We start from the raw sequence: 24,229 nt of genomic DNA, 5'->3' as shown, positions 1-24,229 counted from the left end.
ACTCTAGGGCTCCGCGGGTGCGCGGGAGGCGGTTTCCGGCACCTTCCGGCGATACTCACCGACTCCGCCGAAACCTCGCCGTCACACGGTTGGAACGGCACCGCCAACACCGGTTGAGACGGTGTGCGCGGGCCTCTCAGGGGAGGGCCCGCCCTCGTGCCCCACCTCGCACACCCTGCTCGAGCAGCGCCCTGGAGGCCACCGTGTCCTGGTTCGACCGCCCGTCCACCCGTCGTGGCTTCCTCACCTCCGCGGGGCTCGGTGCCCTCGGGCTGGGTGCCCTCGCCGCCTGCGGCGGTGGGGGGAGCGCGGGCAGCGCCGGCAGCGCCGGGGCCAGCAGCGCGGCCGCCGCGCCGAGCTCGGTCGCCCCCGGGACGTACGGCAAGCTCTCGCTGCAGCTGTCCTGGATCAAGAACATCGAGTTCGCCGGTGAGTTCTTCGCCGACTCGAAGGGCTACTACAAGGACGCGGGCTTCGACAGCGTGGACCTCGTGACGGGTCCGGTGGACAGCGCCGACGCGCTCGTCGTCGCCGGCACCGTCGACGTCGGCCTCTCCGCGCCCGACGCCACGGCCCGCCTGGTCGCCGAGCAGGGGGCGCCGCTCAAGATCATCGGAGCGACGTTCCAGAAGAACCCGTTCTGCATCCTGTCGCTGGAGGAGGGCAAGCCGATCCGGACGCTCGCCGACCTCGGCGGCAAGACGATCGGCATCCAGGCGGGCACCAACCAGTCGATCTTCGAGGGCCTGCTCAAGGCCAACAACATCGACCCGTCGACGATCAAGACGACGGTGGTGCAGTACGAGCCGACGCCGCTGACCGAGAAGAAGATCGACGGCTTCATGGCCTACCTGACCAACGAGCCCTTCATCGTCAAGGCCAAGGGCTTCACCCCGGTCACGCTGAGCTTCGCCGACAACGGGCTGCCGCTGGCGTCGGAGACCTTCTGCGTCCTGCAGGACACGATCGAGAACGACCGCGACAAGCTCAAGGCGTTCCTCGCCGCGGAGATCAAGGGCTGGAGCGACGCCGTCGCCGACCCCGCCGCCGGCGCCAAGCTCGCGGCCGAGACGTACGGCAAGGGTCTCGGCCTCGACGTGGCCGGGCAGACCGAGCAGCTCGAGGCGCAGCTGAAGCTGGTGGTGTCCGACGACACCAAGGCCAACGGCCTGTTCACCCTGACGCCGGAGTTCCAGGACAAGATCGTCGCGGCCATCGGCGCGTTGGGCACCCAGATCAGCGCCGCCGACCTCTTCGACATGAGCCTGCTCGACGAGGTCTACGCGGGCGACCCGAGCCTGAAGGCCTGAGCGTGACCGCCGGGCCGACCACGCGGGCGCACGACGACGTCCTGGCCACCCGTGACCCGGCAGGCGTGCCGGGCGCGGCCACCGGGCTGAACCTGCAGGGACTGAGCAAGACGTTCACGCTGGGCCGCAACCAGGTCCACGCGCTCGCCCCGACGGACCTGGGCACGGCGCAGGGGACGTTCCTGTCGCTGCTGGGCCCGTCGGGCTGCGGCAAGTCGACGATCCTGCGGATCCTCGCGGGGCTCGAGTCCCCGACCTCGGGCACGGCGCTGATCAACGGGATGTCGACCGGCCAGGTGCAGCGCGAGCACCACCTGGGCATCGCCTTCCAGGACGCCGCGCTGCTGCCGTGGCGCACCGTCGAGAGCAACATCCGCGTGCCGCTCGAGGTGGCCGGCATCAAGCCCGAACCCGGCCTGGTCGACGACCTGATCGCGCTCGTCGGACTGCAGGGCTTCGAGAAGGCCAAGCCCGCCCAGCTGTCCGGCGGCATGCGGCAGCGCGTCGCCATCGCCCGGTGCCTGGTCGTGAAGCCGTCGGTGATGCTGCTCGACGAGCCCTTCGGCGCCCTGGACGACATGACCCGCCAGCGGCTGAACGTCGAGCTGCTGCGCATCTGGACCGAGAAGCCCGCGACCACGCTGATGGTCACGCACGGGATCGCGGAGGCGGTGTTCCTGTCCGACGTGGTGGCCGTGATGAGCCCGCGCCCTGGCCGGGTCGTCGAGGTCGTCACCATCGACCTGCCGCGGCCCCGCACGCCGGACCTGATGCGGACCCCGGAGTTCCACGCCTACCACGACCGGCTCTCGGAGGTGCTGTTCGGCAAGGGCGGGGCCGACGGGTGAGCGCTCCTGCGACGGCTGCCGTGGGCGCGGGCCCGGTGCCCGTCCCGCGGGGCCGTACGGGCGGCGTCCCCTCCTGGGTCGGCGGCGTCGTCGGCGTGGTCGTCATCGTCGTCGTCTGGTGGGTGGCGTCGCGGACGCTGTTCACCGCGAGCGGCGCGATCCCGCCGCCGGGCGCCGTCGTCGCCAAGCTCGTGTCCGGGCCGACCTGGGCCGCCACGCTCGGCAACCTGTCCGGCACGCTGCTGGCGGCGGCCGAGGGCTACCTCATCGGCAACGTCGTCGCGCTCGTGCTCGCCGCCCTCGTGCTGCTGGTGCCGCGGCTGGAGCAGGTCGTCACGCAGATGGCGATCGTCACCTACTGCCTGCCGCTCGTGGCCGTCGGCCCGATCCTGGTCATCGTCGCCGGGCGCGACGCCCCCGCCGGGGCGTCGGTCGCGCTCGCCGCGCTGAGCGTCTTCTTCACCACCGTCGTCGGGGCGCTGCTCGGGCTGCGCGCGGCGCCGCGCACCACGCTGGACGTCGTGGCCGCGTACGGGGGCACGCGCTTCACGCAGCTGCGGATGGTGCAGCTCGTCGCGGCCCTGCCGAACCTCTTCGCCGCGCTCAAGATCGCCGCTCCGGCCGCGTTCCTCGGGGCGGTCCTCGCCGAGTACCTCGGCAGCGGCGGCGACAAGAGCCTCGGCCGCGCGCTGATCGCGGCGCAGAGCAACTCCGACGCGCCGCAGCTCTGGTTCCTGGCGCTCGTGTCGGGCGGGGTCGCGGGGCTCGCGTACGCGCTGATCGGCCTGGTCGGCCGGCTCGTCACGCCGTGGTCGTCGGGTTCCGACGGGAGGCAGCCGTGACCGCGGCCGCCGTGCCGTCGGTCGGCGAGGCCGCCGGCACCTCGCGGGTGCCGGGCGGCGGGGTCGCCGCTGCCGCGGTGCGACGCCTCGGGGCCTCGCTGCTCGTGGTCGTCGTCGCGCTGGTCGTGCTCGCGGTGCTCTGGGTGGCGCTGCTGCGGCTGTTCGACGTGTCGACCTTCGTCGGCAAGACGCCGTTCGACGTGTGGTCCTACCTCTTCGCCGACGCGCCGCCCCGGGCCGTACGGGCGTCGTCGATCACGGCCGACGCCGCGCGCTCGCAGCTGCTCGGCGCCTGGCTGGTCACCCTCGCGGACGCGGCGATCGGCTTCGTCACCGGGCTCGTCGTGGCGATCGTGGTCGCGGCGCTGTTCGTGGTGGTGCGGCCGTTCGAGTTCGCGTTCATGCCGATCGCCATGCTGCTGCGCTCGGTCCCGCTCGTGGCGATGGCGCCGGTGCTGCTGCTGATCTTCGGGCAGGGCAAGCTCGGCGTGGCCACGATCGGCGCCATCGTCGTGCTCTTCCCGGCCCTGGTGAACATCGTGCTCGGCCTGCGCTCGGCCTCGCCGCTCGCGCTCGACCTGGTGAAGGTGAACGGCGGCGGGGAGCTGAAGAGCCTGCTGCTCGTCCGCGTCCCGTCGGCCCTGCCAGCGTTCTTCGCCTCGGTGCGGATCTCGGTGCCCGGGGCCATCGTCGGGGCGATGCTCGCGGAGTGGCTGTCCGGGTTCACCGGGCTCGGCGGGATCCTCAACGCCTACAAGGGCCGCGGCAACTTCTCCGGCGTCTGGGCCATCGTCGTCGTCTCGGTCGTCACCTCGATCGTCGGCTACGCCGTGGCGGCCGTCGTCGAGGCCGCCGCGCTCGCCGCCTGGGGCCCGGACGCGGGACGTTCGACGCGTCGCTGAGCGTCGCCCACGAGCCCTTGCCGAGCTCACTCCACCCCGACGAAACGCTGAAGGACGACAGCCCGGAGCGTGATCGGGCTGTCGTCCTTCAGCGTTTCGCGGGGGTGCTGCTCGGGGTGCTGCTCGGGGTGGGCGAGCGGCGCCGAGCGGGGCCTCGCTCAGCTGGGGCGGGACTCCGGCGAGCGGGTCTTGCTCGCGTCGGTCTCGGGGATGTCGCCGAGGACCTCGTCGATGCGCTTGAGCACGTCGGCCTCGAGCGTGACGCCGCTGGCGCCGGCGTTGTCGTTCACCTGCTCGGGCTTGGAGGCGCCGATGATCGCGGTGGCGACGTTCTCGTTCTGCAGCACCCAGGCCACGGCGAGCTGCGCCATGGACAGGCCGAGGTCGCTCGCGACCGGCTTGAGCTCCTGCACGCGGCCGAGGAGGTCGTCGTTCATGAAGCGGCTGATCATGTCGGCGCCGCCCTTCTCGTCCGTCGCCCGCGAACCCTCCGGCAGCGGCTGGCCCGGCACGTACTTGCCGGTCAGGATGCCCTGGGCGATCGGGGAGAAGACGACCTGGCTGAGGCCGAGCTCGGCGGAGGTCGGAACGACCTCGCTCTCGATGACGCGCCACAGCATCGAGTACTGCGGCTGGTTCGAGATCAGCGAGAAGCCGAGGCCGTGGGCCAGCTCCTGGCCCTGGCGGATCTGGTCCGCGGTCCACTCGCTGACGCCGATGTAGAGCGCCTTGCCCTGGCGGACGACGTCGGCGAAGGCCTGCATCGTCTCCTCGAGCGGCGTCTCGAAGTCGAAGCGGTGCGCCTGGTAGAGGTCGACGTAGTCGGTGCCCAGGCGGCTCAGCGAGCCGTTGATCGACTCCATGATGTGCTTGCGCGACAGCCCGGAGTCGTTGGGCCCGCCGGGCCCGGTCGGCCAGTAGACCTTGGTGAAGATCTCGAGCGACTCGCGCCGCTCGCCCTTGAGGGCGTCACCGAGCACGACCTCCGCCTTGGTGTTGGCGTACGCGTCGGCGGTGTCGAACGTGGTGATCCCGGCGTCGAGCGCGGCGCGCACGCACTGCGTCGCGATCTCGTTCTCGACCTGGGACCCGTGGGTCAGCCAGTTGCCGTACGTGATCTCGGAGATCTTGAGGCCGGAGCGGCCCAGGTAACGAAATTGCATAGGTTCCGTTATACGTGCCGTTCCTGGCGCGGTTCTGGGCGGGTCTAGAACGGTGCAGAGGCAGCGGCCGGGGAGCCTGGCTCAACTTCTGCTGCGTTGACCACCTGTGAGGTGGTCAACGCAGCAGAAGTTCTCGAGGGGAAGAGGGACGCCAACCCCTTCGGGCCCTTCGACAAGCTCAGACCGCGGCCGGCTCCGCCTGGGCCTGGCGGCTGGTGGCGCGGTTGCGGCGGGCCCGCAGGAGGCCGTCGGCGGTCATGACGATGAGGGCGAGCCAGACGAGCCCGAAGCCCACCCAGCGACCGGTCGACATGGACTCGCCGAAGTACGTGATGCCCAGGACGAACTGCAGCGTCGGCGCGAGGTACTGCAGCAGGCCGAGCGTGCTCAGCGGCAGCCGGGTCGCGGCGCCGGCGAAGAAGAGCAGCGGGACCAGCGTCACCAGGCCGGTCGCGACGAGCAGCAGGCTGAAGCCCCAGCCCAGGTGGCCGAACGTCGCGCGCCCGGTGACCTCGAGGAACCCGAGGTAGACCAGCGCGACGGGCGTCAGCAGCGCCGACTCGACGGCAAGGCTGTCGACGGCGCCGGCGCCGAGGCGGTTCTTGATGAAGCCGTACGTCGCGAAGCTCACCGCCAGCACGAGCGCGATCCAGGGCAGCGTCCCGTAGTCGACGGTCAGCACGACGACGGCCGCGACGGCGAGCCCGAGGCTGGCCCACTGGGCCCGGCTCAGCTTCTCGCGCAGCACGACGACGCCGAGGACGATCGAGAGGATCGGGTTGATGTAGTAGCCGAGCGCGGTCTCCACGACGTGGCCGTGGTTGACCGACCAGATGTAGGTGCCCCAGTTCACCGAGACGATCGCGGCGGCGGCACCGAGCAGCAGCAGGCTGCGGCGGTTGCCCATCCTCGTCCAGAACCCCCGGCGCACGGCGAAGAGCACGAGCACCACGGAGATGACGAAGGACCACACGATCCGGTGCGCCAGGATCTCGAGCGACCCCGCCTGCGCCACCAGCGGCCAGAACAGCGGGACCGCGCCCCACAGCCCGTACGCCGCCAGGCCGAAGCCGATCCCGCGGCTGCCCTGGTCGGCCCCCTCGTCGGACACAGGCCCTCCCTCTCGTCGCTGAGGAGGCTAGCCGCTCTATGCGCTCACCACCCTGGTTCCCAGCCAGGACGAGATGGTGGGATCGGGCTGCCGTGTCGAGATCGCACGTCCGGTTCCGACGTCTCGGGTGGAGGGCCACCCGGGCCCGCCGCGACGAGAGGGAGCACCACCGTGAAGTACGTCATCCTCATCCACTCCAACCCCCAGCCGTGGGGCCACCCGACCGGCGACTTCATCGCCGAGCAGCAGGCGCTGCCCACCGAGCAGCGGCGGGCGATGAACGCCGGCTTCGAGGCCGTCCTCACCGAGCTGTCCGAGCGCGGCGAGCTCGTCGGCGGCGAGGCGCTGGCCGACCCGGGCAGTGCGCGGCTCTACCGCTGGGAGGGCGGGTCGCCCGTGGTGACCGACGGCCCGTACGCCGAGGCCAAGGAGCACCTCGCCGGCTTCTTCCTCATCGACGTCGAGAGCCAGGAGCGCGCCGAGGAGGTCGTGCGGCACTTCTCCGGACCGGGCGAGACGGTCGAGCTGCGGCCCACGATGACCGTGAGGGCCGAGGAGGCCTGAGCGCGTGGTGACGGGCCGGGCGCTGGAGGCGCTGGTCGAGGACGTGTGGCGGCGGGAGTCGCCGCACGTCCTGGCCGCCCTGCTGCGCCGGCACGGCGACCTCGCCGACTGCGAGGACGCCGCCCAGGAGGCGCTCGCGGCCGCTGCTGTGCAGTGGCCGCGCGACGGGGTGCCGGACCACCCGCGCGGCTGGCTCGTCACGGTGGCCTCGCGGCGCCTGGTCGACCAGGTCCGCGCCGAACGCTCGCGCACCGCCCGGGAGGTGGCCGTCGCGGTCGCCGAGCCGCACGGCGCCGACCCCACCGCACCGTCGGCCGACGCCGACGACCCGGCCGAGGTCGACGACAGCCTCCAGCTGCTGCTGCTCTGCTGCCACCCGGCGCTGTCCGCGTCGTCGAAGGTCGCGCTGACGTTGCGCGCGGTGGCCGGGCTGAGCACGACGCAGGTCGCGGCCGCCTTCCTCGTGCCCGAGACGACGATGGGCCAGCGCCTGAGCCGCGCGCGGGCGACCCTGCGTACGGCAGGGGCACGGTTCGTGGAGGTCGGGCCGGCCGAGCTGCCCGCCCGGGTCGCGGCGTGCCTCGACGTGCTGCACCTGCTCTTCAACGAGGGGTACGCGGCCAGCGCCGGCGCCGCGCTGCTCGACGTGTCGCTGACCGCCGAGGCCGTCCGCCTGGCCCGCGGGCTGCACGCGTCCCTGCCCGACCACGACGAGGCCACCGGCCTGCTCGCGCTGATGCTGCTGACGGCGGCCCGCGAGGGCACGCGCGTCGACGCGGCGGGGGACCTGGTGCCGCTGGCCGCGCAGGACCGCGGCCGCTGGGACCGTGCGATGGTCGCCGAGGGGGTCGCGCTGCTCGAGGAGGCGCTGCCGCACGGCCACGTCGGGCGGTTCCAGCTGCAGGCGGCGATCGCCGCGGTCCACGCGGAGGCGCCGAGCGCGGAGGAGACCGACTGGCGCCAGATCAGCCTGCTCTACGCCATGCTCGCCGAACGGGCGCCGAGCCCCGCCGTCACCCTGAACCGTGCCGTCGCGGTCGGCGAGGCCTTCGGCCCCGAGCCGGGACTGGCCGTGCTCGACCCGCTGCTGGCGGACCCGACGATGCGGCGCCACCACCGGACGTTCGCGGTGCAGGCGCACCTGCTCGAACGGGCCGGTCGGCGCGACGAGGCGCGCGAAGCGTACGCGACGGCCGCGCGGATGACCGCGAGCATCCCGGAGCAGCGCTACCTCAACGCCCGGCTCGCGCGTCTGGACAACCCCTCGAACCTCGACGAGCGGTAGGTTGCCGTGCCTTTTCCGTGGGAAAGGCGCCGCAACCTACCGCTCGCCGGAGGTCGGGGAGGTCAGGGGAGCTCGAGGCTCAGTCGACGACCCAGGTGTCGCCGCCGTTGACGAGGTCCTGCAGGGCCGCGTCGTCGTTGCTGCGGCCGCTCGTGGCCAGGGCGACCTGCTCGCGGGCGAGGTCGTCGTACGCGGGCGCCTCGACGTCGCGGAAGATCCCGATCGGCGCGCGGTGCAGGACACCGGCGTCGGTCAGGCGCGAGAGGCCGAAGGCGTACGACGGGTCGGAGATGTGCGCGTCGTGCACGACCAGGGCCTCGACCCCGACCGACTCGACGTCGACGACCGAGAACTCGCCGGTCCGCGGGTCGCGGACCACGCCGAGGCGGTTGTCCACGCCGAACCGCACGGGCTCGCCGTGGGTCAGCGGGATGATCGCGTCGGCCGAGGTGTCGCGGTCCTTGACGGCGGCGAAGGCGTCGTCGTTGAAGATCGGGCAGTTCTGGTAGATCTCCACGAACGACGTCCCGCGGTGCGCGGCCGCGGCCTTGAGCACCGAGGTGAGGTGCTTGCGGTCGGAGTCGATGGTCCGCGCGACGAACGTCGCCTCCGCGCCCAGCGCCAGCGACACCGGGTTGAACGGGTTGTCCAGCGAGCCCAGCGGGGTCGACTTGGTGACCTTGCCGATCTCGGAGGTGGGGGAGTACTGGCCCTTGGTCAGGCCGTAGATCCGGTTGTTGAACAGCAGGATCGTCACGTTGACGTTGCGGCGCAGCGCGTGGATCAGGTGGTTGCCGCCGATCGACAGCGCGTCGCCGTCACCGGTGATGACGAACACCGCGGTGTCGGGCCGCGCCGTCGCCACGCCCGTCGCGATCGCGGTCGCGCGGCCGTGGATCGAGTGCATGCCGAAGGAGTCCACGTAGTACGGGAAGCGGCTGGAGCAGCCGATGCCCGAGACGATGACGGTGTTCTCCTTCTTGATGCCGAGGTCCGGCATGAAGCCCTGGAACGCGGCCAGCACGGCGTAGTCGCCGCAGCCTGGGCACCAGCGCACCTCCTGGTCGGAGGTGAAGTCCTTGCGCGTCAGCGGCTCCAGCGACAGGGGCACGCCGGCGAGGCCGCCGGTGGTGATCGTGGGTCGGTCGAGGGTCGTCATGCGAACGCGCCTTCCTTCAGGGGGCTCTCCTCGACGGCCGGCAGGGCGTCGATCTCGAGCTCGAGGTCGCGGGCCAGCTCGGAGAGCGAGATCGGGAGCCCGCGCACCCGGGAGTAGCTGTGGACGTCGACCAGGTACTTGCCGCGCAGCAGCAGGGCGAGCTGACCGAGGTTCATCTCGGGGACGATGACGCGGTCGTAGCGCCGCAGCACCTCGCCGAGGTTGGCCGGGAACGGGTTCAGGTGGCGCAGGTGGGCCTGCGCGACCTGGCGGCCGGAGTTGCGGACGCGGCGCACCGCGGCGGCGATCGGGCCGTACGTGGAGCCCCAACCGAGCACGAGCGTGCGGGCGTGGCTGCCGTCCGGCGCGGTCGGGTCGTCGACGACGACGTCGGGGATGTCGCGCACGATGCCGTCGATCTTGGCCTGGCGGGTGCGGACCATCTCGTCGTGGTTCGCCGGGTCGTACGAGACGGCGCCGGTGTCGCGCGCCTTCTCGATGCCGCCGATGCGGTGCTGCAGCCCCTCCGTGCCGGGGATCGCCCACGGGCGCGCGAGCGTCTCGGGGTCGCGCCGGTAGGGCAGGAAGTGCGGCTTGCCCTTGGCGTCGGTGGCGTTGGCCTGCGTCGCGAAGCCCGGGTCGATCGGCGGGATCGCGGCGACGTCGGGGACCTGCCACGGCTCGGCGCCGTTGGCGATGTAGCCGTCGGACAGCACGATCACCGGCGTCCGGTACTTGACCGCGATCCGTACGGCCTCGATCGCGGTGGCGAAGCAGTCCGACGGGGTCGAGGCGGCGATGACCGGCACCGGCGACTCGCCGTTGCGCCCGTACAGGACCTGCAGCAGGTCGGCCTGCTCGGTCTTGGTCGGCATGCCGGTGCTGGGGCCGGCGCGCTGCACGTCGATGACCACGAGCGGCAGCTCGGTCATCACGCCCAGGCCGATGGTCTCGGCCTTCAGCGCCATGCCCGGGCCCGAGGTCGTGGTGACGCCGATGTGGCCGGCGAAGCTGGCGCCCAGCGCGGCGCCGACGCCGGCGATCTCGTCCTCGGCCTGGAAGGTCGTCACGCCGAAGCGCTTGTGCTTGCTCAGCTCGTGGAGGATGTCGCTGGCCGGGGTGATCGGGTAGCTGCCGAGGAACATCGGCAGCCCGGCCTTGCGGGCGGCGGCGACGAGACCGAGCGACATCGCGAGGTTGCCCGAGATCTGCCGGTAGCGACCGGCGGGCATCGGGGCCGGCGCGACCTCGTAGCTGACCGCGAAGACCTCCGTGGTCTCGCCGAAGGCGTAGCCGGTCTTGAACGCGGTGATGTTGGCGTCGCGGATCGCCGGCTTGCTCGCGAACTTGGTCGACAGGAAGTTCAGCGTGCCCTCGGTGGGGCGGTGGTAGAGCCAGGACAGCAGGCCGAGGGCGAACATGTTCTTGGCCCGCGAGGCGTCCTTGCGCGACAGCCCGAAGTCCTTGACCGCGGCCACCGTCATGCCGGTCAGGTCGAGGGCGTGCAGCTGGTAGTCGGCCAGCGAGCCGTCCTCGAGCGGGTTGGCCGCGTAGCCGACCTTGGCGAGGTTGCGGGTGGTGAAGTCCGCGGTGTCGGCGATGATCAGCCCGCCGCGCGGCAGGTCGGCGACGTTGGCCTTGAGCGCGGCCGGGTTCATCGCGACGAGCACGTCGGGCCGGTCGCCCGGCGTCATGATGTCGTAGTTGGCGAAGTGGAGCTGGAAGCTCGACACCCCGGGCAGCGTGCCCGCAGGGGCGCGGATCTCGGCGGGGAAGTTGGGCAGCGTCGAGATGTCGTTGCCGAACGTCGCGGAGTCGGCGGTGAAGCGGTCGCCGGTGAGCTGCATGCCGTCGCCGGAGTCGCCCGCGAAGCGGATGACCACCCGGTCGAGCGTGCGGACCTCAGTCATGGAGCAGGAGCTCTCTTCCTCGTAGCGGTCGTACGGGCCAGGGTTCGGGGCCCGGGGCGCCTCCGGATGGGCTCCGGGGTGGTCGCCGGCGGCGGTGCCGCCTCGGGCCCGTCGTCCAGCTCGCTGCACGAGCCGGGTTCCTGGCGATGGACCGTCGTCCATGATAAGGGGGCCCTAACCACGGACCGGGGTCGTTCACGCGGTGAGAAGGGACTCATCGACCCTCTGCAACCGGTGCCGCAGACCCCCGGCGATTCTGCCGCCGTGGTGCCCACCGCCTTCGGTCGTTGCGCCGTCGTCCCGACCGGCTCCCGGTCCTGACCGTCGGCTCAAGGTCGCCGACGGCAACGGCTCCACCGCCCGCTCGACCCTCACGTCGGCGGACAGCACGCCGAGCGCCCGCCGGGAAGGTGCGCGAAGCGGGACCTTCCCCTGCGCGCGTGCCCGCCGTAGCGTGCCCCTGCCCGCGGTGAGCGGCCCGTCGAGCGACGGCGCCACGTCCGGCGGGACGCGAGGGGGCGTCGTGCGGGAGCTGCGGAGGGTCCGGGTAGGCAGGCCGCGCGGCCGGCAGATGGCGGGGCTCGGCCTGGTGCTCGGTCTCGCGCTCCCGGTCGCGTCGGTGTGCGTGCCGGCGTCGGCCGCGCCGGGTGACGCGGTGATGCGCGAGTCGCGGGCGACCCAGCTGGCCAGCGAGGTGCTCACGGTCGAGGCTCTCGACAACAACGACCCGCCGGCCGGGACGACCTGGGACCGGTCGTCGGTCTGCATCCCGTGGCAGGGCGGGTGCGTGAAGCGGCTCGAGCTCGACGGCTTCGTCAAGGTCGTGAACGACGACGGCACGATCACCTCCTCCAACCCGAGCCGGTTCGGCGGGGTGGGCGGCTACACCTTCCGGGTCCGCGACAGCGCCGGCGGCACCCACACCTCGACGGTGGCCACGCAGACCAAGCTCGTCTCCGCCCCCCGCGACGGCGACCCGGACCCGGCCGTACGGACCCGGCTGCGCGTCACCCAGGTCGTCAGCCCGACGACGTTCGACCGGGCCGGGCAGGTGCTGACCTGGACCTCCGTGGTCAGGAACACCGGCAACGTGGCCCTGGCCCGGCTCGTCGTCACCGACGCGTCCTTCCACGTCTCGGCGCGCACCTGCACCCCGGTCCCCCTCGGCGGCACCCTGGCGGCCGGGGCGTCGACCACCTGCACCGGCACGATGCCGGTCTGGCAGGACTTCCTCGACGAGCGCGCCGACCGGACCGACCTGGTCACGGCGTCGGGCAAGGCGACCGTCGGGACCGTCACCTACAAGGCGTCGGCCTCGGCCACCGCGACCTCGAAGCCCGTGACCACCCCCGGCCTGGCGCTCACCGCGAGCGCGACCCCCACCGTGGTGACGCGGGCCGACCAGGTGGTGGCGTACCGGTTCGTGGCGCGCAACAAGGGCAACGAGACGCTGCGCGACCTCCTGGTCCGGGCGCCCTTCCCGGGGCTGTCGGCGCTCGTCTGCGCCCCGGTCGCGCTGGGCGGGCAGCTCGCTCCGGGCCAGACCACGACGTGCACCGCCGATCGGGTCCTCGGAGCGGCGCAGCTCGGGAGCCGGACCCTCACCGACACCGGAAAGGCCACCGCACGGACCTATCGGGAGCGGGTCAACGCGACCGCCACCGTTGGCCTCGGTGTGACGGCACCGGCCGGGCCCACGACCCCGGGCTCCGGGCCGGCGCCGGTCGCCCGGCCCGACGTCGTGACGACCCACGTCGGGCAACCGGTCGTCGTCGCGGTGCTGGCGAACGACGCCGTCGGGCCGACGAGCCCCCCGCTCGTCGGGTCGAGCCTGCGCCTCCGGCTGGACCCGCAGCTGCCGGACGGGACGGTGCTCTGGGGTGACGCGAAGTCGCTGGTGGTCCCGGAGCCGGGCGACAGCCCGCTGACCCCCACGGCCGGGGGCGGGGCGTTCCTGGTCTCGGGCCGCGGCGAGATCACGTTCGTGCCGCTCGGGTTCTTCCCGGCACCCGAGCTCCGGGTCGGCTACCAGGTCGCCGACGCCGCCGGGGCCACCACCCGCTCCACGCTGACCGTGACCGTCCAGCCCTGACCGGACCGGATCCCGTTCGTCTCGTCGGCGACGTCGAGACGGATTCCCGTGAAGGGGCTTGTAAAGCCTGAGAATGCTTCTTAGAGTCAGGCCTGCTGTCCCGCGGTGCTCCGGCCAGCCGGCCGGACCGGGGACCGGGCCAGCGACTTCCTCGAAGGTGGGCCCGCCGTGCCTGCACGTCCCAGCGCCCCGCTCGTCCGCCGCTCCACCTGGGGGGCGCCGCTCGTGCTCCTCGCCGGCCTGGGTCTGCTGTCCGCGGCACCGTCGACCGCGTCGGCCGCCGGGGTCGGACCCACGGTCGTGGACGACGCGGCCGTCCTGGCCCTCGGGAGCCCCGCAATCGTGCTGCCGGGCTCGTGGAACGACACCGCAGGGTCGGAGGCGATCCAGCCCAGCCTGACCTCGTTCCCCACCGACCAGCTCTCCTCGCTGCCCCCGGGCAGCTCCGTCGCGTCCTACCAGGTCGTCGACGCGGGTTTCGGTACCTGGTCGCTCAACGACGCCAGCGGCGAGATCACCTTCCGCTCCAGGGGCGTGGCGGGAACCAGGACGGTCCGCTACCGGGTCGTCGACGCCAGGGAGCGGACCGACGAGGGGACCGCCACCGTGACGGTCTCGGCGACGTCGGGCGCCCGGGCCGACCAGGTGGTCACCGTGCAGGGCGCGCCCGCCTCGGTGGACGTCCTCGCGAACGACCGGCCCGGCTTCGACGCCGACGGCACGCGCGGCACGCTCGACCGCTCGACCCTGCGCTGGTCGAGGGCGCAGAGCCACGCCGTCGTGTCCGCCGACGGTCTCGTCCTGACGTCCGGGAGCCTCGGCACCTTCACCATCGACGCGACGACCCGACGGGTCACCTACGTGCCCGCCCCCACGTACACCGGCGACACCGGTGACGAGGGCGACCCGCTCACCTACGAGGTGCAGGACACGACGCGGACGGCGGACGGGCACGTCACGCACCACCTGCTCGGCTCCGCGCTGCGCTGGAAGGTCACGCCGGCGCCGGCCGCCGCGGACGGCCTGTCGGTCACGGCCACGGCCAGCCCGACGTCGGTCGCCACGGCCGGACAGCAGGTGGGCTACCGCGTGAGCGTCCGCAACCGCGGCGACCGGGCGGCGCGCGCCCTCCTCGTCTCGGCACCCGGGCTGCCGGCCCTCACCTGCTCGCCCGTCGCGCTCGGGGGCTCGCTCGGTGCGGGTGCGGCGACGACCTGCCGCGGGACGAGGACCGTCGTCCCCGCCCACCTGTCGACGTCTGCGCTCACCGCCCGGGTGAAGGCCTCGGCGGTGCCGGTCGGCGCCACCGCCGCCGTCAACGCCGTGGTCAGCGTCTCGGTCCGCGTCGCCGCGGCGTCGCCGGTCGCCACCGACGACACCGTCCCGGCCGTGGACGGAGGACCGTCGGTGCTGCTGCCGGGGGCGACGAACGACCGCCCCTCCGCGGCCGGCGGACCGGCGCTCGACCCGACCCGGACGGTCCTGGTCGGCGGAACGCCGGACGCGGCGTACGGGGACCGGGCGGTGACGACCGCCGACGGACGCTGGGCCGTCCTGCCCGACGGCTCGGTCCGCTTCACGCCCGCCGCCGGCGGCCACGCGGGGACGACCGCGCAGCTCTCCTACCGCGTCTACGACGTCGCTGGGCGCAGCGCCGTCGGCCGGCTGGCCGTACCCCTGCGACGAGGGCCGACGGCCGCGCCGATCGCGGTGACGACCGCGCAGGGCACGGCGGTGACGGTGGACGTGCTGGCCGAGGCGGACCCGGGGCTGAACGCCGACGGGTCGCCCGCCACGTTCGACCGGACCACGCTGGAGCTGGCGTCGGTGTCCCCGACGGCCGGGCGGCGGATCAGCACCGTCGCCGACCGCTCGAGCATCCGGATCCAGGGCGTCGGCGACTTCGTCCAGACGCGGGACTGGACGCTCACCTTCGACGCGAGCCCGTACCCCGGCTTCGCCGGCACGGTGCCCACCCTGACCTACGAGGCGCTGACGACCGGCGGCACGCGGCTCACGGGGACCCTCAGCGTCACCGTGCCCGGCACGCCCGTCCCGCCGACGCCCGCCGCGCTGCCGGAGGCGTCCGACGACCACGGCGTCACCACCACCCAGCTCCCGGTCACCCTCGCGGCCCAGTCGAACGACGTCCCCGGGATCCACCCGCTCGTGAACGCGAAGCTCGGCTTCCTGCGCGACCAGGTGCCGCTGCTCCCGGCCGGCACCCGGATCGAGGACGTCGGCAGCGAGCAGCGCCTGGTCGTCCCCGGCCAGGGCGTCTACCAGACCCGTCGCGCGGCCGGGACGATCGTCTTCACCCCGAGCCCCGACTTCGTGGGGACCGTGCCGCCGGTGGCGGGCTACGTCGGGGACACGATCCCGGTCGGCTACTCGATCACCGACACGTACGGCAACCACGACTACGCCACCCTGACCGTCACGATCCTGCCGGGCGCCTCCGCGGAGCCGGACGCCGCGACCACGCGGCAGGGCCGGCGCGTGGACGTCAACGTGCTCCTGAACGACTACCCGGGCCGGAGCCCCCAGATCGGCACGCCGTCCCGTTGGCTGGACCCGCGGCTCACCACCCGTGGCCTCCCCGCCGGGTCGACGACGAGCGCGGGCGGCTCCCGCCTGACCGTGCCGGGCCAGGGCTCGTACGCGGTGAGCCCCGGCAACCAGACGGTCGGCTTCACCCCGGAACGCGGGTTCCGCGGGACGGCCGGCCCGGTCACCGTCGCGCTGCGCGACCGCGTGCCCGTGCTCGGCGCGAACCCGGCCGTCCTCGACCTCACCTCCACCCTGACCGTCACCGTGCTGGGGTCCGACCCGGTCGCGAAGCCGGACACGGCGACGACCGCGGCGGGCGAGCCGGTCGTCGTCCCGGTGCTGGCGAACGACCTGCCCGGCTCACCCGCGGTGCCGCTCGTCGCCCCGAGCGTGCGGCTGCGGACCACGCCCGGCCTGCCGTCCGGATCCGTCCTCGCGGGCGACGCGAAGACGCTCGCGGTCGCCGGTCACGGGACCTTCCTGGTCTCCGTGAGCGGCCAGATCACCTTCGTCCCGTCCGGCACGGCGACCGGTCCCGTGCCGCCGGTCGGCTACCAGGTCGCCGACGTGAACGGCACGACGGCGCGCTCGACGTTCGACGTGACGGTTCGCTGATGCCCGGCCAGGAGCGAGGAGACGAGATGACGACGACGGTGGGGTCGCCTGCGGCGGCGACCGGAGCGGCCGCGAGGCGTACGGGTCGGGCGAGGGCGCTGCTGCCCGGTGCCCTGGCCGCAGGCCTCGCGCTGGCGGCGCTGCTCACGGCGCCGCCCGGTGCGTCGGCGGCCACGACGGGTCTGTCGCTGACGGCCACGGCCAGCCCGGCCTCGGTCGCGCAGGCCGGAGACCACGTCGACTACACGGTCGTCGTCCGCAACCGCGGCGACCAGGGCGTGCGCGACCTGCTCGTCACGCTCCCGACGCGAGGCGTCTCCGCGCCGGTGTGCGCACCGGTGCCGCTCGGCGGGACGCTCGGTGCCGGAGCCACCACGACCTGCCGGGCATCACGGACGGTGGGCCTCGAGGACCTGGGCGGCGCCGAGGTGGACGCCACGGTGCGGGCGACCGGCGTGCCCGTGGGCAGCAGGACGGCCGTCAACGCCTCGGCCACCGTGTCCGTCTCCGTCGCCACGGCGCGGCCCGTCGCGACCGACGACACCGCGGGCGCGGTCGACGGCGGTCCGAGCGTCCTCCTGGCCGGGGCGTCCGACGACCGGCGCGGGCCGTCGGGCGGCGCGCCGATCGTCCCGGCGCGCACGGTCCTCGTCGGCTCGGCGTACACGCTCTCCTACGACGGTCGCCGCGCCGACAGCAACGCCGGGAACGGGACCTGGTCGGTCCTGCCGGACGGCCGGGTCCGGTTCAGCCCCGGCTACCAGACCGCCTTCACGAACCAGACGATCGACTACCGCGTCTTCGACGCGGCGGGGCGGAGCGCGCTCGGCACGCTGGCGGTCCTGGTGCAGCCGGGACCCGCGAGCCCGACGGTGCACGCCTACACGACCCCGCAGGGCAGGGCCGTCGCCCTCGACCCGCTCGGCGCCGACGACCCCGGGCGCAACGCCGACGGCTCACCCAGCTCCTTCGAGCCGACCTCGCTCAAGGTGAACGCCGGGGGCTTCCCGCCGCCGTACCCCACGACCAACGGCCTCGACGGCAAGAGCGTCGACCTCGGCCTCGTGGGTCGCTTCGTCGTCGACTCGGGCAAGGTCGTCTTCACCCCGGTCACGGGCTTCGTCGGGAAGGCGTCGGTGTCCTACCTCGCGACGACGACCTCGGGCGTACGGGTCTCGGGCACCCTCGACGTCACCGTCACGGCGGTCCCCGGCGGACCGACCCTGGTCCGCCCGGCGCTCCCGGTCGCGACGGACGACCACGTCGTCACCACGACGCAGATCGCCACCGCCCTGCCCGCCCAGCTGAACGACATCCCGGGCGCCAACCCCTTCGTCAACTCCAAGCTGACCTTCCCGGGCGACCAGCTCTCGAGGCTCCCGGCGGGCAGCACGATCGTCTACCGCGACGGCGTCACGCTGACCGTGCCCGGGCAGGGCGTCTACCAGACCCAGTTCGGCACCCAGCAGGTCCTGTTCACGCCCAAGGCCGGTTTCGTCGGGGACGCCGCCCCGGTGCAGTACCGCGTGACCGACACCGCGGGGAACACCGCACGGGCGACCCTGTCGGTGACGGTGCTGCCCGGCATCACCGAGCGTGCCGACTTCAAGGGGACCGCGCAGGGCCGCCCGGTGACCGTCGACGTCCGGGCCAACGACGACCTCGGTCCGAGCGACCGGACCTGGACGTCGGCCCCGGTCACCGAGCCCCGGCTGACGACGCACGGCAACCCGGGATCGGTCCTGTCCGGGACCTACCAGGAGAAGCTCACGGTCCCGGGCCAGGGCGTCTACACCGTCGACCCCGGGAGCGGGACGGTCACCTTCGCCCCGGCGCCGGGCTTCGTCGGCGCGTCGACCGCCAGCATCGGGCTCCGGATCCAGGTCCAGCGTCCGGACATCGGGTCGGAGGAGCTGGGCTTCGAGACCAGGCTGACCGTCACCGTCACGGCCAGCACCCCGGTCGCCCGGGGCGACAGCGCCTCGACCTCCGTCGGGCAGCCGGTCACCGTGCCGGTCCTGGGCAACGACAGCGCCGGGTCCGCCGCCGTCCCGCTCGTGGGCTCGAGCGTCCGGCTCCGGACGACCTCCTCGCTGCCGGCGGGCTCCGTCCTCTACGGCGACGCCAAGACGCTCAAGGTCGCCGGCCGGGGCGTGTTCCTGGTGTCGGGGACCGGGCAGGTCACGTTCGTGCCGCTCGGCACGTCGACCGGGCCGGTACCGACCATCGGCTACCAGGTCGCCGACGCGAACGGCACGACCGCGCGCTCGAGCCTCACCGTGGCGGTGGTCTCCCGATGACCGTGCTGACCCGACGCGGGCCGGTGCTCCTGCTCGCGGCGGTCCTCGTCGCGGCTCCGCTGACGCTGGGGGCGCAGGTCGCCTCCGCGGCGACCGGACCGACCGCGGTGGACGACACCGCGACCCTGCCGAGCGGCGGGTTCGCGGTGCTGGCGGGTGCCAAGAACGACAGGCCGGGGTCGGCGGCGATCCAGCCCGGGCTCACGGTCTTCCCGACCGAGGGGCAGCCCGCCGGTTCGACGATCAGCGACGCCGGCCGGACGATCCAGGTGCCCAAGCACGGGACCTTCCAGCTGGCCGGCGACGGGACGGTGGGCTTCACGTCCTGGGCGCGTCTGACCGGCACCGCCTCCGTGCGCTACCGGATCACCGACGCCGCCGGCGCGACCGACGACGGGCTGCTCACCGCCGTCGTCACCGGGGGCGGGACCGGAGACGACGCCTTGACGGAGTTCGGCACCGAGCTGGCGGTCACCGACCTGCTCGCGAACGACACCCCCGGCCGGAACGCCGACCAGACGTTCGGCACCCTCGACCGGACGTCGGTCCGCTTCCAGCCGGATCAGTACGCCGCCACCATCACCGACGACGGGCGCACCGCCACCGTCGGGACCGTCGGGGTCGCGACCCTCGACGGCCAGGGCCTGCTGACCTGGCGGGCGAACCCCTCGTCCTCGCCGTACGGGCTCGGCGCCGGGCTCGCCTACACCGCGCGAGACACCACGAGGGCCGCCGACGGCTCGATCGAGCACCACGCGTACGACAGCACCGTCAACGTGGGCGGCTACCCGAACTCGAACCCCGAACGCGTCCGAACCACCGACGACCGTGCGAGCACGCCCTACAACGCCTCGGTGACCCTGCCCGGCGGCGTGAACGACCACCCCTATCGGGCAGGGGCCACGATCGTGCCCCGGTGGAGCACGTTCGACGTCGGGGCGGTCGCGCCCGACGCGTCCCTCTCGTCGGACAAGCGCAAGATCCGCTACCCGGGCCGCGGCACCTGGACGATCAACCCCGACGGCTCGGTCCTCTACGTGCCCCGCCGGGGCTTCGTCGGCCGGGACGCCGTCAACCTCCGGGTCGTCGACGACAGCCACGAGGACGGCTACGAGGAGCTCGTCGTCGTCGTCCAGCCGGGCCCGAAGGGCACCCCGGACACGGCCACCACGCCGCGGGGCGTCGCGGTCACGGCGGCCGTGCTCGCCAACGACGTCTCCGGGCGGGACGCCGACGGCACGGCGGGGTCCCTCGACCAGACGTACGTCCGGTTCCCGACCGACGGGCAGCCCTCCGGTGCGGTCGTGTCCGCGTACGCACGGACGCTGACGGTGCCGGGCCAGGGGGTCTACGTGGCCGACCGGGCGACGGGCAAGGTCACGTTCCGCCCGGCGGCGGGGTTGGTCGGGCGGGCGTCGCCGATCACCTGCTCCGCCCGCGACACCGTCACCCGCACCGACGGCCGGGTGGTCCACACCCCCTTCACCTCGACGCTGACCGTGACGGTCGGCTGAGGCGGGCACCTGGTCCGGCCGCCCGGCCCGCGTACGGTGTGGCCGTGCGCTGGGTGGACTGGTACTCCGACGGGTCCCTGCACGTCCTCGACGTCGCCCTCGCCTGCTGCTCGCTGGAGTTCGACGCGGCGGCGCGCGGGGCCGCGCTGGTCGCTGAACCGTCCCCGGACGCGCGGACGGCGGTCGTCGTCTCCGGCACCGTGACCGACCGGCTCGCGCCCGCCGTCGCGGCGGTGGTGGACGGGCTCCGCGCCCGGCAGGAGGTGGCGCCGGTCGTGGTCGCGTACGGGGTCTGCGCCTGCACCGGCGGTCCCTACTGGGACTCCTACGCGGTGACGAAGGGCGTGGACACGCTCGTGCCCGTCGACGTCTACGTGCCCGGCTGCCCGCCCACGCCCGCCGCGCTGCGCGAGGTGCTCGACACGGTCGCCGACCGCGGGGGCGTGGCGTGAGGGACGTGCCGCCGCAGGACTGGCACGCGGCCGTGGTGGCGGCCCGCGAGGACGGTCATGGGTGGTTCGACTGGCTGGGCTGCGTCGACGAGATCGGCGTCGCCGACGAGCTGCGGGTGGTGCTGTCGCTGCGGCGCCTCGACGACCCGGGCGCGCCCGAGCTGCTGCTGCAGTGCCGGCTGCCGCGCTCCGAACCCCGCATCGACAGCGTCCGGGACGTCTTCGCCGGCGCGGCCTGGCACGAGCGGGAGGCGGCGGAGGAGTTCGGGCTCGACGTGGTCGGCGGCGACCGGCGCCGGCTGCTGCTCGACCCCTCGTTCACCGGGGCGCCGCTGCGCAAGGACGAGGTGCTCGCGTCCCGGACGGCGCAGCCGTGGCCGGGGGCGAAGGAGCCGGGGGAGAGCGACGCCGGCGCGGGCGGGCGGTCACCGAGCCGGCGCCGGATGGTTCCGCCGGGGGTCCCCGCCCCGGAGGTGTGGGGCGACCGCGACCCGGCCGAGCCGCCCCCGGACCCGGGCGAGGTGGCGGCCGCGACGAGCGGCGGGCGCGTACGCCGGAGGGCACGATGAGCGGCGCGCCGGACGAGGCTCAGCAGCCTGTCCACGGGCGGATCCGGCTCATCGAACCCGCCTGCACCTCCTGCATGCTCTGCGTCCGCGAGTGCCCGGTCTGGTGCATCTCGCTCGACTCCCACACCGAGCCCGACCCCGACGTCCCCACCGGCGCGCGGCCCCGGATGGTCAACGTCCTGGACCGCTTCGAGATCGACTGGGGCACCTGCATGTACTGCGGCATCTGCGTCGAGGAGTGCCCCTTCGACGCGCTCGAGTGGGACACGGCCCACCCGGCCGCGGCGGACGGTTCCGCGGACCTGCACCACGGGATCGCCGAGCTCGCCTGACCTCGTTCCTTGCGGCGGGAGGCCGTCGTACCTCGACTGCCCGGAAACCGGGCGACGCGCCGGGTGCGTCGCCTGCTTTCCGCGCACTCGGCGTCAGGTCTCGATCCAGAAGCGGAGCTTGGACCCGCGCTGGTCCTCCAGCCGGCCCCCGTTGTGCTCGATCACCCGGCGCGAGCCGACGTTGTCGGCGTCGCAGGTGACGAGCGCGCGTTCGACGCCGAGCGCACGCGCCACGACGAGCGCCTCGGTCAGCATCGCCGTGGCGTGGCCCTGCCGCCGCGCGCTGGGCCGGACGGCGTAGCCGATGTGCCCACCCACCTCCGTCAGCGCCGGCGTGAGCCGGTGCCGCACGTCGATCCGCCCGAGGTAGCGCTCGCCGTGGGTCCACCACAGCCGGGTGCTCGGCACCCGGCCCGGCGCGACCCGTGACTCGTCGACGGCGTCGGTGGTGACCGCGCGGACGTACGCGGCGAAGCCGGTCGGCGAGGCCCAGTCGCCGTGCAGGTCCTGGTCGCTGCGGGTGCGGTCGCTCAGTCCCTCGGCCCGGAACTCGGCGACCGCGTCGACGAAGGAGGCGCGGAAGCGGGTGCTGGGTCGGCGCAGGTGGGGTTCGGCGGGCACGAGACCCACGTTCCGTCGCGGCGTGGGGCGGCGCAACGGGATTCAGCCGAGGCGCACGTTCCGCTGCGAGGGAGATCAGCGGGCGAGCGCGGTGGCCAGGCCGAGGTAGACGACCACGCCTGCCAGCGGGACGAGGGCGGCGGCGACCACGATCGAGGCCGGCCGGTCCTCGCGGCGCAGGAGCGCGGCGCTGCCCATCGCGCTGGCCACGGCGACCAGGCCCCCGAGCGCGCCGCCGAGCCCGACGCCGACGACGAGCAGCACGAGGTACGCCACCCGCACCCAGCCCGGGATGGGGCGACCGAGCAGGACGTCGGTGTCGCCGACGCGCAGGCGCGGGCCGAACTGGCGCCAGTCGAACGTGGTCGTCACGGTGCGCACCCCGCGCCGGTCGCGCAGCTGGTAGTGCCCGAGCTCGTCCTTGGGCAGCTCGCGCCCGCCGGCGGTGATCACCGGGCGCCGGGACCACAGGCGGGCGATCTCCAGCTCGGTGCCGTCGACCTTCGCGCTCATCACCACGGGCCGAAGGCTAGGCGATCCGGGACCGGCCCCGGCTCACCGACGGCACCCGCCTCAGCGCACCAGGTGCGCGTACGGGTCCGGTCGGTCGAGCTCCGAGGTGAGGACGCAGAGCTCGTTGCCCTCCGGGTCGGCGAGCGTGATCCAGCCGGTGCCGTCGGGCCGGCGGTGGTCGGCCAGCTGCGTCGCGCCAAGATCGAGCAGGCGCTCGACCTCCTCCTCGCGGCTGCGGTCGGTGGGCACGAGGTCGAGGTGCAGCCGGTTCTTGACGGCCTTGGCGTCGGGCACCTCGATGAACAGCAGCCGTCGGCGCCCGTCCGGGGAGAAGATCATGCACTCCTCGTGGCCGGGCAGGTTCGGGTCCTCGGGGTCCTCCGACCAGCCGAGCACCTCCGACCACCAGTGGGACTGGGCGTGCGCGTCGTGCGAGTCGACGCTGAGGTGGCTGATGCGCAGGGCCATGGCCTCACACCACCAGATCGGGTCCGAGCTCGGCCAGGGCATTGACGCCCAGGGAGCGCAGCACCCGCTCGAGCTGGGTCTCGAAGCCCTCCAGCAGCTGCTCGACGCGGCGGTCGCCGCCGGTCGCCAGCGCCCAGAGCACCGGCCGGCCGAGGAACACCGCCCGGGCGCCCAGGCACAGCGCCGCCGCCACGTGCTCCGGCGTGCGCAGGCCGCTGTCGACGTAGACCTCGGCCTGGTCGCCTACCGCCGCCACGACCTCGGGCAGGGCGTCCGCCGAGCGGACCGTCTGGTTGAGGCAGCGGCCGCCGTGGGTGGAGACGACGACACCGACCGCTCCCGCGTCGACGCAGGCGCGGGCGTCGTCCCCGCGCAGCACGCCCTTGACGACCACCGGCAGCCCGGTGAGCTCGCGCAGCCACCCGATGTCGCGCACGGAGAGGTCCCGCGTCCCGCGGAACACGCGCCGTCCGTCCTCGCCGCCGGGGATGTTCACCTGCATGCCGTAGCGCTCCGGCCACGACCGCGGCTCGAACCGGGGCCGGCGCGGGTCGACGCCCGGCGTGTCGACGGTGAGGACCAGGGCGCGGGCCCCCGCCTGCGCCGCGCGGGTGACGAGCTCGGCGGTCGCCTCGCGGTCGTCCATCACGTACACCTGGAACCACCACGGAGCGCCCACCGCGTCGATGTCGGCGAAGCGCACCCCGGTGTTGCTCGAGACCCCGAGCAGGGTGCCGCGGCGCCCGACGGCCCGGGCCGTGGCCACCTCACCGTCGGGGTGCGCCGCCCGCTGCTGCGCCATCGGCGCCACCAGCACGGGGCTGGCGACCGGCGTGCCGAGCACCGTCGTCGCCAGACCGAGACCGCTCGTGTCCCGCAGCACGTGCGGCCGGAACCGCACCTGCGACCACCGGTCGGCGTCGGTCGCGATCCCGTACGCGCCCGTCGGCCCGCGGAAGTAGCCGACGACGTGGTCCGGGAGGACCTCGGCCGCCTCGGCCTCGAGGCCGTCGACGTCCGGCAGCGCCTCGTCGAGCGGCTCGGCCCCCGTCGTGGCCGGGTCGTCGACCGCCGTCCCGGCGCGCGCGGCGTCCTCCGGGCCGCGCACC

21 protein-coding genes are annotated in these 24,229 nt (G+C 73.9%); 13 read left to right on the top strand and 8 right to left on the bottom strand.

Going from position 1 to position 24,229, the window contains the following annotated elements; all coding sequences use genetic code 11:
- Nucleotides 1-203 precede the first annotated feature (203 nt).
- From BMY04_RS18520 to BMY04_RS18505, 4 genes are read left to right on the top strand one after another with little or no spacing between them, the layout of a single operon-like run.
- On the top strand, nucleotides 204-1,310 hold the full coding sequence (locus BMY04_RS18520; protein WP_091184794.1) for an ABC transporter substrate-binding protein: 1,107 nt from the start codon (nucleotides 204-206) through the stop codon (nucleotides 1,308-1,310).
- 2 nt (nucleotides 1,311-1,312) lie between these two features.
- Nucleotides 1,313-2,158, top strand: a complete 846-nt coding sequence (locus BMY04_RS18515) for an ABC transporter ATP-binding protein (protein ID WP_232506495.1) — start codon at nucleotides 1,313-1,315, stop codon at nucleotides 2,156-2,158.
- Nucleotides 2,155-3,000: an ABC transporter permease gene (locus BMY04_RS18510; protein ID WP_232506494.1), complete on the top strand. Its 846-nt coding sequence runs from the start codon at nucleotides 2,155-2,157 to the stop codon at nucleotides 2,998-3,000. The genes BMY04_RS18515 and BMY04_RS18510 overlap by 4 nt, the downstream gene beginning before the upstream one ends.
- Nucleotides 2,997-3,902, top strand: a complete 906-nt coding sequence (locus tag BMY04_RS18505) for an ABC transporter permease (protein WP_198410261.1) — start codon at nucleotides 2,997-2,999, stop codon at nucleotides 3,900-3,902. Before BMY04_RS18510 ends, BMY04_RS18505 begins: the two co-directional genes overlap by 4 nt.
- 158 nt (nucleotides 3,903-4,060) lie before the next feature.
- On the opposite strand, the gene BMY04_RS18500 is transcribed toward BMY04_RS18505, so the two are convergent.
- Both BMY04_RS18500 and rarD read right to left on the bottom strand, forming a co-directional pair.
- Complete coding sequence (locus BMY04_RS18500; protein ID WP_091184787.1) at nucleotides 4,061-5,065, bottom strand: aldo/keto reductase family protein; 1,005 nt, start codon at nucleotides 5,063-5,065, stop codon at nucleotides 4,061-4,063.
- Between the two features lie 178 nt (nucleotides 5,066-5,243).
- The gene (gene rarD, locus BMY04_RS18495; protein ID WP_091184784.1) at nucleotides 5,244-6,176 is read right to left on the bottom strand and encodes an EamA family transporter RarD; all 933 of its coding nucleotides are present in this window, start codon (nucleotides 6,174-6,176) and stop codon (nucleotides 5,244-5,246) included.
- Between the two features lie 171 nt (nucleotides 6,177-6,347).
- Here rarD and BMY04_RS18490 point away from each other — a divergent pair, with 171 nt between their 5' ends.
- Entirely contained in the window at nucleotides 6,348-6,740 is a 393-nt protein-coding gene (locus BMY04_RS18490) for a YciI family protein (protein ID WP_091184780.1), read from the top strand.
- A gap of 4 nt (nucleotides 6,741-6,744) precedes the next feature.
- Nucleotides 6,745-8,025, top strand: a complete 1,281-nt coding sequence (locus BMY04_RS18485) for an RNA polymerase sigma factor (protein ID WP_232506493.1) — start codon at nucleotides 6,745-6,747, stop codon at nucleotides 8,023-8,025.
- Between the two features lie 79 nt (nucleotides 8,026-8,104).
- Here the strand turns inward: BMY04_RS18485 and BMY04_RS18480 are convergent, their stop codons facing one another.
- Together BMY04_RS18480 and BMY04_RS18475 are read right to left on the bottom strand one after the other, a co-directional pair.
- Complete coding sequence (locus BMY04_RS18480) at nucleotides 8,105-9,184, bottom strand: 2-oxoacid:ferredoxin oxidoreductase subunit beta (RefSeq protein ID WP_091184775.1); 1,080 nt, start codon at nucleotides 9,182-9,184, stop codon at nucleotides 8,105-8,107.
- On the bottom strand, nucleotides 9,181-11,094 hold the full coding sequence (locus BMY04_RS18475) for a 2-oxoacid:acceptor oxidoreductase subunit alpha (RefSeq protein WP_091184771.1): 1,914 nt from the start codon (nucleotides 11,092-11,094) through the stop codon (nucleotides 9,181-9,183). The genes BMY04_RS18480 and BMY04_RS18475 overlap by 4 nt, the downstream gene beginning before the upstream one ends.
- Before the next feature lie 469 nt (nucleotides 11,095-11,563).
- Here BMY04_RS18475 and BMY04_RS18470 point away from each other — a divergent pair, with 469 nt between their 5' ends.
- The 7 genes from BMY04_RS18470 (at nucleotide 11,564) to BMY04_RS23420 (ending at nucleotide 21,518) form a co-directional block, all read left to right on the top strand.
- Nucleotides 11,564-13,186: a DUF7507 domain-containing protein gene (locus tag BMY04_RS18470; RefSeq protein WP_139209983.1), complete on the top strand. Its 1,623-nt coding sequence runs from the start codon at nucleotides 11,564-11,566 to the stop codon at nucleotides 13,184-13,186.
- Between the two features lie 168 nt (nucleotides 13,187-13,354).
- Nucleotides 13,355-16,351 (top strand): Ig-like domain-containing protein, encoded by a 2,997-nt coding sequence (locus BMY04_RS18465; RefSeq protein ID WP_091184765.1) that lies wholly within the window; start codon nucleotides 13,355-13,357, stop codon nucleotides 16,349-16,351.
- A 26-nt stretch (nucleotides 16,352-16,377) separates the two neighbouring features.
- Entirely contained in the window at nucleotides 16,378-18,651 is a 2,274-nt protein-coding gene (locus BMY04_RS18460; protein ID WP_091184760.1) for an Ig-like domain-containing protein, read from the top strand.
- The gene (locus BMY04_RS22905; protein WP_170854215.1) at nucleotides 18,648-20,165 is read left to right on the top strand and encodes an Ig-like domain-containing protein; all 1,518 of its coding nucleotides are present in this window, start codon (nucleotides 18,648-18,650) and stop codon (nucleotides 20,163-20,165) included. Before BMY04_RS18460 ends, BMY04_RS22905 begins: the two co-directional genes overlap by 4 nt.
- Before the next feature lie 44 nt (nucleotides 20,166-20,209).
- Nucleotides 20,210-20,617, top strand: a complete 408-nt coding sequence (locus BMY04_RS22900; protein ID WP_170854214.1) for an NADH-quinone oxidoreductase subunit B — start codon at nucleotides 20,210-20,212, stop codon at nucleotides 20,615-20,617.
- Nucleotides 20,614-21,186, top strand: coding sequence for an NADH-quinone oxidoreductase subunit C (locus tag BMY04_RS18450; protein ID WP_198410260.1), 573 nt, complete (start codon nucleotides 20,614-20,616; stop codon nucleotides 21,184-21,186). The genes BMY04_RS22900 and BMY04_RS18450 overlap by 4 nt, the downstream gene beginning before the upstream one ends.
- Nucleotides 21,183-21,518 carry a 4Fe-4S binding protein gene (locus tag BMY04_RS23420; RefSeq protein ID WP_091184754.1) on the top strand — a complete coding sequence of 112 codons (336 nt, stop codon included), beginning with the start codon at nucleotides 21,183-21,185 and terminating at the stop codon, nucleotides 21,516-21,518. The genes BMY04_RS18450 and BMY04_RS23420 overlap by 4 nt, the downstream gene beginning before the upstream one ends.
- A 93-nt stretch (nucleotides 21,519-21,611) precedes the next feature.
- On the opposite strand, the gene BMY04_RS18440 is transcribed toward BMY04_RS23420, so the two are convergent.
- From BMY04_RS18440 to BMY04_RS18425, 4 genes are all read right to left on the bottom strand, one after another.
- Nucleotides 21,612-22,139 carry a GNAT family N-acetyltransferase gene (locus tag BMY04_RS18440; protein ID WP_091184751.1) on the bottom strand — a complete coding sequence of 176 codons (528 nt, stop codon included), beginning with the start codon at nucleotides 22,137-22,139 and terminating at the stop codon, nucleotides 21,612-21,614.
- Nucleotides 22,140-22,214: 75 nt separating this feature from the next.
- Entirely contained in the window at nucleotides 22,215-22,658 is a 444-nt protein-coding gene (locus BMY04_RS18435; protein ID WP_091184748.1) for a hypothetical protein, read from the bottom strand.
- Nucleotides 22,659-22,712: 54 nt separating this feature from the next.
- Nucleotides 22,713-23,120 carry a VOC family protein gene (locus BMY04_RS18430; RefSeq protein WP_091184745.1) on the bottom strand — a complete coding sequence of 136 codons (408 nt, stop codon included), beginning with the start codon at nucleotides 23,118-23,120 and terminating at the stop codon, nucleotides 22,713-22,715.
- Between the two features lie 4 nt (nucleotides 23,121-23,124).
- Nucleotides 23,125-24,228: an alpha-hydroxy acid oxidase gene (locus BMY04_RS18425; protein ID WP_232506492.1), complete on the bottom strand. Its 1,104-nt coding sequence runs from the start codon at nucleotides 24,226-24,228 to the stop codon at nucleotides 23,125-23,127.
- Nucleotide 24,229: the final 1 nt, after the last annotated feature.

Source organism: Microlunatus flavus (assembly GCF_900110855.1).
In the GTDB taxonomy this organism is placed as follows: Bacteria; Actinomycetota; Actinomycetes; order Propionibacteriales; family Propionibacteriaceae; genus Microlunatus; species Microlunatus flavus.
This window is presented reverse-complemented; position numbering and strand designations above follow the sequence as displayed.

Bases quoted from the DNA above. Each gene is read 5' to 3' on its own strand.
- BMY04_RS23420 (WP_091184754.1), top strand. From the start codon at position 21,183: ATGAGCGGCGCGCCGGACGAGGCTCAGCAGCCTGTCCACGGGCGGATC.
- BMY04_RS18475 (WP_091184771.1), bottom strand. From the start codon at position 11,094: ATGACTGAGGTCCGCACGCTCGACCGGGTGGTCATCCGCTTCGCGGGC.
- BMY04_RS22905 (WP_170854215.1), top strand. From the start codon at position 18,648: ATGACCGTGCTGACCCGACGCGGGCCGGTGCTCCTGCTCGCGGCGGTC.
- BMY04_RS18460 (WP_091184760.1), top strand. From the start codon at position 16,378: ATGACGACGACGGTGGGGTCGCCTGCGGCGGCGACCGGAGCGGCCGCG.
- BMY04_RS18430 (WP_091184745.1), bottom strand. From the start codon at position 23,120: ATGGCCCTGCGCATCAGCCACCTCAGCGTCGACTCGCACGACGCGCAC.
- BMY04_RS18500 (WP_091184787.1), bottom strand. From the start codon at position 5,065: ATGCAATTTCGTTACCTGGGCCGCTCCGGCCTCAAGATCTCCGAGATC.
- BMY04_RS18480 (WP_091184775.1), bottom strand. From the start codon at position 9,184: ATGACGACCCTCGACCGACCCACGATCACCACCGGCGGCCTCGCCGGC.